Genomic DNA, 9,193 nt, shown 5'->3' on the forward strand with positions numbered 1-9,193 from the left:
ACGTCCTTCGTCGGAAGCGTAAGATGTGGAGAAGAGACAGGCATCGCGGCGGGCGCGGCGGGCGCGGCCGTCGGCGCTGCGGCCGACGGCGCAGCGGCGCCACCCCGCGAGGCGCCCGGACCGGCCGTCGCGGGCCGCACGGGGGCGGCTCCCGCGCCGGTCGCGTCCGGCCCGGCCGCGCCCGCGTCGACGTCGCCCTCGGCGGACGTGAACCGGGCCCGGCGCGCGGTCGGCGCCGCGGCGGTGCCGTAGCCGACCAGCACCGCGCCGCCCGGCTCCTCGGCCTCGGCGTCGGACGCGGCGGCCGGCGCCGACGCGTGCCGCGCCACCGGGGCGTCCGCCTGCACCGGGTCGGCGTCCGACGTCGGCCCGTGCACCGGCACCTCGGGCCCGATGCCCGGGGCCGCGTCCGCCGGGGCGTCCCCGGTCGGGTCGGTGTCGATCTCGATGATCGGCGTCCCGACCTCGACCGTCGTGCCCTCCTCGACCAGCAGCCGCGTCACCACGCCCGCGAACGGGCTCGGCAGGTCGACCAGCGACTTCGCCGTCTCGATCTCGACGATCGTCTGGTTGATCGCCACCGTGTCGCCGACGGCGACGTGCCAGGCGGCGATCTCGGCCTCGGTCAGGCCCTCGCCGGCGTCGGGGAGGCGGAACTGCTGGAAGGACGGCACGGTCGGTGCTCCTCGGGGGGTGGTGCGGGCGGTTGTCGGCGGGGGGCGCGGGCGCCCGCGAGGTCAGGAGGCGAGCACGCGGTCGACGGCGTCGAGGACGCGGTCGAGCCCGGGCAGGTACTCGTGCTCCAGCTTGGCCACCGGGTACGGGGTGTGGAACCCGCCGACCCGGAGCACCGGCGCCTCGAGGTGGTAGAAGCACTCCTCGGTGACCCGCGCGGCGACCTCGGCGCCGGTGCCGTACAGCACCGGGGCCTCGTGCACGACGACGCACCGGCCGGTCCGGCGCACGGACGCGGCGACCGTGGTGATGTCGAGCGGCGAGATGGTCCGCAGGTCGACGACCTCGACGCTGCGCCCCTCGGCGGCCGCGGCGTCGGCGACCCGCAGGGCGGTGGCGACGGTCGGGCCGTGGGCGACGAGCGTGACATCGGTGCCTGGGCGGAGCACGCGCGCACCGTCCAGGACGGACTCGGCGGCGAGCGGGTCGGCGTCGAGGTCGACGTCGCCCTTCTCCCAGTACCGGCCCTTGGGCTCGAAGAACATCACGGGGTCCGGCGAGGCGACCGCCTGCTGGATCATCGTGTACGCGTCCTGCGGGTCGGACGGGCTGACCACGCGCAGGCCGGCGGTGTGCGCGAACAGCACCTCGGGCGACTCGCTGTGGTGCTCGACCGCGCCGATGCCGCCGCCGAACGGCACCCGGATCACGACCGGGAGGTTCAGCCGGCCGCGCGACCGGTAGTGCATCTTCGACAGCTGGGTCGTGATCTGGTCGAACGCCGGGAAGATGAACCCGTCGAACTGGATCTCGCACACCGGGCGGTAGCCGCGCAGCGCGAGGCCGATCGCGGTGCCGACGATGCCGGACTCGGCGAGCGGGGTGTCGACGACCCGGTCGGCGCCGAAGTCCTTCGCCAGCCCGTCGGTCACCCGGAACACGCCGCCGAGCGCGCCGATGTCCTCGCCCATGAGCATGACCTTGGGGTCGCGCTCCAGCGCGGCCCGCAGGCCCGAGTTGATCGCCTTGGCGAACGTCATCCGCTGCGTGCTCACCGGTGCTCCCCTCCCGCGAACGAGGCCTCGTACCGCTCGAACCAGGCGCGCTCGGCGTCCACCACGGAGTGCGGGGTCGCGTACACGTGGTCGAACATCGTGCTGGTGGCCGGTCGGCCCAGGGACCGGACGAACGTCCGGATCCGCTCGCCGAGGGCGTCGGCCTCGGCGGCCAGCGCCGTCCGGAACTCCTCGGGCAGCTCGCCGGTCGCCGCGAGGTGCTTCTCCAGGCGGTCGATCGGGTCGCGCTGCCGCCAGTAGTCCTCCTCCGCCGCCGACCGGTACCGGGACGGGTCGTCGGAGGTGGTGTGCGCGCCCATCCGGTAGGTGAACGCCTCGACCAGGGTGGGGCCGCCGCCGGACCGCGCGCGCTCGAGCGCCTCGGCGGTCACGGCGTAGGTGGCGAGGACGTCGTTGCCGTCGACCCGGACGCTCGGCACGCCGAAGCCCGGGCCGCGCGCGGCGAGCGGGACGCGCGCCTGGCGGGTCGTCGGCTCGGAGATGGCCCACTGGTTGTTCTGCAGGAAGAGCACCAGCGGGGCGTTGTTCACGGCGGCGAACACCAGCGCCTCGTTGACGTCGCCCTGGGCGGTCGCGCCGTCGCCGAAGTAGGTGACGACGGCGGTGTCCCGCTCGGGGTCGCCGGTGCCGACCGCGCCGTCGCGCTGCACGCCCATCGCGTAGCCCGTCGCGTGCAGGGTGTGCGACCCGATCACCAGCGTGTACAGGTGGAAGTTGAACTCGTCGGGGTCCCAGCCGCCGTGGTCGACGCCGCGGAACAGCTGGAGCAGCTGCGTGAGGTCCAGGCCGCGGGTGTGCGCCACGCCGTGCTCGCGGTAGGAGGGGAACACGTAGTCCTGCGGGGCCAGCGCGCGGCCGGAGCCAACCTGCGCGGCCTCCTGGCCGAGGGACTGCGCCCAGAGGCCCAGCTCGCCCTGCCGCTGCAGCGCGGTCGCCTCGGTGTCGAAGCGGCGCACGAGCACCATGTCGCGGTACAGGCCGCGCAGGGCGTCGGCGTCGAGGTGGGCGACCCGGGCGCTGTAGTCGGGGTGGTCGACGCGCTCGCCCGCGGGCGTGAGCAGCTGGACCAGGCCGTCGTCGGTGAGCGGACCGCTGGTGCTCACGCGTTCTCCTTCGGCTCGGGGGAGGTCCCGGACTTCCTCGGGACCCTGGCTAACCTACGCCAGCGTAGGCTACGCCACCGTAGGTCCAGGGCCCCGGGCGCCGTCAAGACGGGCGTGCCCCCGTTGTGGGGTCCCGACAACCCCACCGGGGACCCGTCCGCCTCCGCGCGCACGACGCCGGCCCGCCACCCCGGGTCGGGGCGACGGGCCGGCGCGGCGTCGGGCGAGGTCAGCGCTGCGGCAGCCGCACGACCTCGACGAAGAACTCGTCGATCTGCCGGACGACCTCGATGAACCGCTCGAAGTCGACGGGCTTGGTCACGTACGCGTTGGCGTGCAGCGAGTACGACCGCACGACGTCCTCCTCGGCCTCCGAGGTGGTGAGCACGACGACCGGGATGCTGCGCAGCGCGTCGTCGTTCTTCATCGCCTCCAGCACCTCGCGCCCGTCCATCCGGGGCAGGTTGAGGTCGAGCAGCACCAGGTCCGGCGTCGGGGCGTCGGCGTGCTCGCCCTCCTTGCGCAGGAACGCCAGGGCGCTGACGCCGTCGGAGACGACCGCCAACCGGTTCGCGACCTTGTTGTCCTCGAACGCCTCGCGCGTCATCAGGACGTCGCCCGGGTCGTCCTCGACGAGCAGGACGTCGATCACCTTGCCGTTGCGTGCCACGCTCACTCCGATCCCTCGGCCGTCCGGCCGTCCTGGTCCTGGCGGTCGTCCGCCGGCTCGTCGACGGCCGGGAGCGTCCAGCGCACGCTGGTGCCCGGGCCGTCCGGCTCGCCGAGCCAGATCCGACCGCCGTGGTACTCCACGATCTTCTTGCACAGGGCGAGGCCGATGCCGGTGCCCTCGTACAGGTCCTTGGGGTGCAGCCGCTGGAAGATCACGAACACGCGCTCCGCGTACTGCGGGTCGATGCCGATCCCGTTGTCCCGGCACTCGAGCTCCCAGGAGTCTCCCACCCGCCGGGCGCTGATCCGGACCTCCGGCGGCCGCTCCGGGTCGCGGAACTTGATCGCGTTGCCGACGAGGTTCTGCAGCAGCTGGACCAGCAGCGGGCGCTCGCCGCGGACCACCGGCAGCTCGTCGTGCGTGACGACGGCGGCGGTGTCCTCGACCAGGTTCTCCAGGTTCTCCAGCGCCGCCCCCAGCGCGTCGCCGAGCGGCACGTCCGCGAGCTCGCCGCCCACCCGGCCGACCCGGGAGAACCCGAGCAGGTCCTGGATGAGCTGCTGCATCCGCTTGGCGCCGTCGACGGCGAACGCGATGTACTGGTCGGCCCGCTCGTCCATCTGCCCGCCGTACCGCTTCTGCAGCAGCTGCGTGAACGAGGCGACCTTGCGCAGCGGCTCCTGCAGGTCGTGCGAGGCGACGTAGGCGAACTGCTCGAGGTCGCGGTTGGACCGGCGGAGCTCCTCCGCCTGCTCCGCGAGCCGGTCGTGGGCGTCGGCGATCTCCGCGCGCTGCGCCTCGACGGCCTGCACCTGGGCGACCAGGCCGAGGCGCATCCGCTCGACGGTGTCGGCCAGGTCGGCGATCTCGCCCGGGCCGGTGGTCCGCACCGGGTGGTGCAGGTCGCCCTCGCTCACCGCGCGGGCGTCGCCGGCCAGCGCGTCGAGCGGCTCGGCGATCCACGAGCGCAGCGTCCGCCACAGGACGGCGCCCGCGACCGCGCCGGCGACGACCAGCGCGACCAGCGAGCCGATGACGACCCGCGTCCACATCGCCAGCGAGGCCGCGGCCTCGTCGCGGCGCTCGCGCAGCACGTCGAGGTAGTCCTGGACCGCGGTGCGGGTCTCGTCGAACAGCGCGCGGCCGCCCTCGATCTCCTCGGCGCTGACCGACGCGGGGCCACCCGCGGCCACGGCGGCGATCGTCGGCTGCGCGAACTCCTCGTCCCAGCGCTCGGCGGCCTCGACCGCCGCCGCGGCGGCCTCCCGGACCGACGACGAGGCCCCGCCGGCGGCCACGGCGGCGAAGGCCTGGGTCGCGTCCTGGGCGTTCTCGTACGGCTCCAGCGTGCCGTCGAAGCCGGTGAGCGCGTAGCCGCGCACCGCGGTCTCGCCGTCGACGAGCTGCGTGTACGCCGTCTCGCCGTTCGTGATGGCGGTGAAGTAGCGCTCGGTCACCAGCTCCTGCGCGTCGAGCATCCGCCACAGGGCGACGCCGGAGCCGACGAACACCAGCGCGAGCAGCACGCCGGCGGCCACGAGGGCGGTGCCGAGCCGACGGCGCAGCGTCGTGCGGGGCCGCGCGCCGGGGCGGGCGGCCGGGGCGACCGCCGTCACGCCGGCGCCCCGCCCCAGCCGAGCACGACCACCGCGGTGTCGTCGACGAGCTCGCCGCCGTGCCGGCGGCGCACCTCGCGCAGCACGTCGTCCACCGGGTCCGCCGGCGAGGCCGCCAGCACCCCGTCCACCAGCTCCAGCAGGCCGGCCTTGCCGATCCGCTCGTGGGTCCCGCTGATCGTCGCCTCCAGCACGCCGTCCGTGTACATCATGAGCCGCCACCGGTCGCCGAGCTCGAGCCGGCGGGGACGCCAGGCGCCGTCCACCGGGATGCCCAGCGCGCGGCCGCGGAGCTCGCGCGGCAGCAGCTCCGACGGCCGTCCCGCGTCCGGGTCGCCGAGCAGGAAGGGCACCGGGTGGCCCGCCAGGTACAGGTCGACGGTCGCGCGGTCCGGCGCGATCTCGACCATCGACATCGTGGTGAACACCTCGTCGCGGGCCCGCTCGGACTCCAGCACCCGCTCGAGCAGGGGCAGCAGGTCGGGGGTCGCGGTGCCGGCGAGCACGAGCGTGCGCCAGGCCGTGCGCAGCACCGCGCCGAGCGCGGCCTCGTCCGGACCGTGCCCGCAGACGTCCCCGACGATCGCCAGCACCGTGCCGTCGGGGCGTTCGAACACGTCGTAGAAGTCGCCGCCCAGCACGCCGTCCCGGCCCGCGCGGTAGCCCACCCGCACCTCCAGGTGGTGGTCCCGCACCGACGGGCGCGGCAGCAGGGCGCTCTCCAGCCGCACGGTCTCCTCGGCCCGGACCATGCTGCGGTACAGCTCGCGGTCGACGGCCTGCAGCCGGCGCCGCTGCACGGCGTACCGCACCGAGCGGCCGAGCAGCTCCCCGTCGACCTCGCCCTTCACCAGGTAGTCCTGCGCGCCGGCGGCGACCGCCTGCAGCCCGGTCTCGGTGTCGGTGCGGCCGGTCAGCACGACGACCGCGGGCGCACCGGCGGTCAGCAGGGTCTGCAGCGCGCCGAGGCCCACCGAGTCGGGCAGCCCGAGGTCGAGCAGGACGCAGTCCACGTCCAGCCGGGCGGTGGCCTCGTCGAGCGTCCGGGCGCGCACCAGGCGCGCGTCCAGACCGGCGTCGGACAGGTGCTCCTCCACGAGCAGCGCGTCGCCGTCGTCGTCCTCGACCAGCAGGAGCGCGATGGGGCCGCCGTCCAGCGGGTCGGCGGGGCGACCGGCGCGGCCGGGCCACGCGGGCGGCGTCACCACGCCCGGCGTCGTGCTCTCGGTCACCCCTCCACCTCTCTGCGCTCGTCGCAGCATAGGCGAGGCCGCCGCGGCCGCACGGCGGGAACCGACCCCGGGGACGCGGCGTGACCTGCGGACTCGCCCGGGAGGCCCACCGCGCTCAGTGACGAAGGTCGCGCGCGACCCGCAGCACGACGTCGGTCGCCTCGGGCTCGCCGACGCTGATCCGGACGCCGTCGCCCGCGAACGGCCGCACGAGGACCCCCGCGGCGGTCGCCGCCTCGGCGAACCGCGCGGTGCCGTCGCCGAGCGCCAGCCACACGAAGTTCGCCTGGCTGTCCGGGACGTCCCAGCCGTGCTCCCGCAGGCCGGCGAGCAGCCGCGTCCGCTCCCGCACGATGCCGTCGACGCGCTCCAGGAGCTCGTCCCGCGCGCGCAGCGACGCGACCCCGGCGAGCTGGGCCAGGTGCGACACCCCGAACGGGGTCGAGGCCGCACGGATGCCCGCGGCGAGCCGCGCGTCGGCGACCGCGTAACCCACGCGCAGGCCGGCCAGGCCGTAGGCCTTCGAGAACGTCCGGAGCAGCACGACGTTCGGGTGCGCGGCCAGCACGGCCAGGCCGTCCGGGGCCTGCGGGTCGCGCACGAACTCGACGTACGCCTCGTCGAGCACCACGAGCACGTCGCGCGGCACGGCCGCGAGGAACGCGTCGAGCTCGTCGGCGTGCACGGCGGGGCCCGTCGGGTTGTTCGGCGTGCACACCAGCACCACGCGGGTCCGCCCGGTCACCGCCGCGGCGAGCGCCGGCAGGTCCAGCCGGCCGTCCGCGCCGACCGGCACCGGGACGCCCGTGGCCCCCGCCAGGGTCACCGCGATCGGGTACGCCTCGAACGACCGCCAGGGGTGCACCACCTCGTCGCCCGCGTCGCAGAACGCCGCGAGCACGTGGGCCAGCACCGCCACGGAGCCGCAGCCCGCGACCACCTGGTCGGCGTGGACGCCCAGGTGGTCGGCGACCGCCTCGACGAGGTCGGTGGCGTACATGTCCGGGTACCGGTTCACGTCCACGGCGCCGTCCGCGATCGCCGCCACCACCGACGGCAGCGGCGGGTACGGGTTCTCGTTCGACGACAGCTTGAACGCGGCCGCGCCGACGGGGACGCGGGCGCCCGGGACGTACGGGGGCAGGCTCGCGAGGGCGGGGCGCAGGGGCACGTGCTTCACGCCGCCAGGATGCCACCGCGCGGACCGGCGCCGGGACGGGCGGCCGCGGGGTGGTCGGCGGGCCGCCGCGCGATGGGGCTGCCGCGGCGGCGGGCTCGATGGCAGGATCGGCGCATGAGCTTCGTGCTGCGGGTCCTGATCAGCGGCGTCGCCCTGTGGCTGGCCGAGGTGCTGCTGCCGGGCATCTCGATCGTCGGCGCCGACAGCACGTGGGGGCGGATCGGCGTGATCCTCGCGGTCGCGCTGGTGTTCGGGATCGTCAACGCGATCGTGAAGCCGATCGTCAACATCCTCTCGATCCCGCTGTACATCCTCACGCTCGGCCTGTTCACGCTCGTCGTCAACGCCCTCATGCTCATGCTGACGGCGTGGATCACCGAGCAGACCGACTGGGGCCTGCGGATCGACGACTTCGGCGACGCGTTCGTCGGCGCCCTGATCGTGTCCGTCGTGTCGTTCGCGCTGAGCGTCGCGATCCCGCGCAGCCGGGACAGCTGACCCGCGGCGAACCGCGCCGCCGCGTCCGCGCAGGTCACGGCCGCCTCGTCACCCGGACGGGCGATATCACCCGCCCCGATCTGTTGCCTGCTCCGCCGGGCGCTCCTACCGTCGACGGGTCGGGACCCGCCAGAGGCGGTGGGTCCACCGGGAGACTCAGGGGGAGTCGCCATGGCAGCGCGACCGGGTGCCGCACAGCGTGCGCGCTCGCTCGCGTCGCGATGGGCCCGTCGGGGCCTGTACGCGGCGGGCGGGCTGACGCTCGCCGGCGCCGCCGTGGTCGCGCTCGCCCCCGCCGCCTCCGCCGACGAGGCGCCGCCGCCCTCCGCCGGACCCGTCTCCTCGCTGCTCGGCGGGGTCGGGGACCTGGTCGGCGCGGTCGTGCAGCCCGTGACGGAGGACGTCGTCGCGCCCGTCGTGCAGGCGGTGGTGCCGGCACCCGCGGCGGAGCCCGCACCGGTGGCTCCCGCGGAGCCCGCGGCGCCGGCCCCCGCCGCCGGGCACGGGCACGCCGCCCCGGCAGCACCCGCGGCCCACGCCGACCGCCCGGAGCCGCCGGGGTCCGAGGTCGTCGCCTCGACCCCCGCGGCCGACGCGCCGGGACTCGTCGGCGCCGTGACCTCCGCGCTGGGCGACGACGTCGTCGCGCCCGTCGTCGACGCCGCGTCGCCGCTGGTCGGCGACTTGACCGACGGCGTCGTGGCCCCCGTCGCCCAGGCGACCGAGCCGCTGGCGCCGGTGCTCGCCCCGGTCACCTCCGTCGTGGTGGCGCCCGTGGCCGAGACGGTCCTCGCCCCGGTGCTCACCGCGGTCGCCCCGGCGATCACGCCGCTCGTCCCCGCCCTCGCGCCCGTGGTCAGCCCGGTGGTGACCGGCGTGCTCGACCCCGTGCTCGACGGGGTGGGCGGGACGCCCGTGGGCGACGCGCTCGCGCCCGTGGTGGGCGTGCTGCGCCCGGTCACCGGCACCCCGGTGCCGCCCACCGGCACGCCGCCGACCGCCCCCGCCGCGCCCGGCGCCGCAGGCGCCACCGACCCCGCCCCCGTCGGGGCGCCGCTGCCGTGGGCGGGCGCCAGGCTCCTGGCGGACGCCCCGACCGGCACCGGCGCGGGGGGGGGGGGGGGGGGGGGGGGGGGGGGG

General features: G+C 76.0%; 8 protein-coding genes and 1 pseudogene. 2 read left to right on the forward strand and 7 right to left on the reverse strand.

Annotated features, from left to right (window positions below):
* From AC3WUG_RS18730 to hisC, 7 genes are all read right to left on the reverse strand, one after another.
* On the reverse strand, positions 1–674 hold a 674-nt coding region (locus AC3WUG_RS18730; protein ID WP_492329049.1), incomplete at its 3' end, for a biotin/lipoyl-containing protein.
* Between the two features lie 63 nt (positions 675–737).
* Entirely contained in the window at positions 738–1,715 is a 978-nt protein-coding gene (locus AC3WUG_RS18735) for an alpha-ketoacid dehydrogenase subunit beta (protein ID WP_492329055.1), read from the reverse strand.
* An 11-nt stretch (positions 1,716–1,726) separates the two neighbouring features.
* Positions 1,727–2,854, reverse strand: coding sequence for a pyruvate dehydrogenase (acetyl-transferring) E1 component subunit alpha (gene pdhA, locus AC3WUG_RS18740; protein WP_492329050.1), 1,128 nt, complete (start codon positions 2,852–2,854; stop codon positions 1,727–1,729).
* A gap of 229 nt (positions 2,855–3,083) precedes the next feature.
* A complete protein-coding gene (locus tag AC3WUG_RS18745; RefSeq protein ID WP_147797056.1) occupies positions 3,084–3,524 on the reverse strand; it encodes a response regulator in 441 nt (146 codons plus the stop codon).
* A 2-nt stretch (positions 3,525–3,526) separates the two neighbouring features.
* Positions 3,527–5,143, reverse strand: coding sequence for a sensor histidine kinase (locus AC3WUG_RS18750; protein ID WP_492329051.1), 1,617 nt, complete (start codon positions 5,141–5,143; stop codon positions 3,527–3,529).
* On the reverse strand, positions 5,140–6,375 hold the full coding sequence (locus AC3WUG_RS18755) for a PP2C family protein-serine/threonine phosphatase (protein ID WP_492329052.1): 1,236 nt from the start codon (positions 6,373–6,375) through the stop codon (positions 5,140–5,142). Before AC3WUG_RS18755 ends, AC3WUG_RS18750 begins: the two co-directional genes overlap by 4 nt.
* Positions 6,376–6,490: 115 nt before the next feature.
* On the reverse strand, positions 6,491–7,555 hold the full coding sequence (gene hisC, locus AC3WUG_RS18760; protein ID WP_492329053.1) for a histidinol-phosphate transaminase: 1,065 nt from the start codon (positions 7,553–7,555) through the stop codon (positions 6,491–6,493).
* A 114-nt stretch (positions 7,556–7,669) separates the two neighbouring features.
* Here hisC and AC3WUG_RS18765 point away from each other — a divergent pair, with 114 nt between their 5' ends.
* Together AC3WUG_RS18765 and AC3WUG_RS18770 are read left to right on the forward strand one after the other, a co-directional pair.
* Complete coding sequence (locus AC3WUG_RS18765; protein WP_492329054.1) at positions 7,670–8,053, forward strand: phage holin family protein; 384 nt, start codon at positions 7,670–7,672, stop codon at positions 8,051–8,053.
* Between the two features lie 171 nt (positions 8,054–8,224).
* Positions 8,225–9,193, forward strand: a pseudogene (locus AC3WUG_RS18770) (hypothetical protein); the annotation flags it as partial.

The organism is Cellulomonas sp. EB106-03-03-XG116 (assembly GCF_058792015.1).

Excerpts from the sequence above, each read along its gene's own strand:
- AC3WUG_RS18735 (WP_492329055.1), bottom strand. The coding sequence starts at position 1,715 with ATGACGTTCGCCAAGGCGATCAACTCGGGCCTGCGGGCCGCGCTGGAG.
- AC3WUG_RS18765 (WP_492329054.1), top strand. The coding sequence starts at position 7,670 with ATGAGCTTCGTGCTGCGGGTCCTGATCAGCGGCGTCGCCCTGTGGCTG.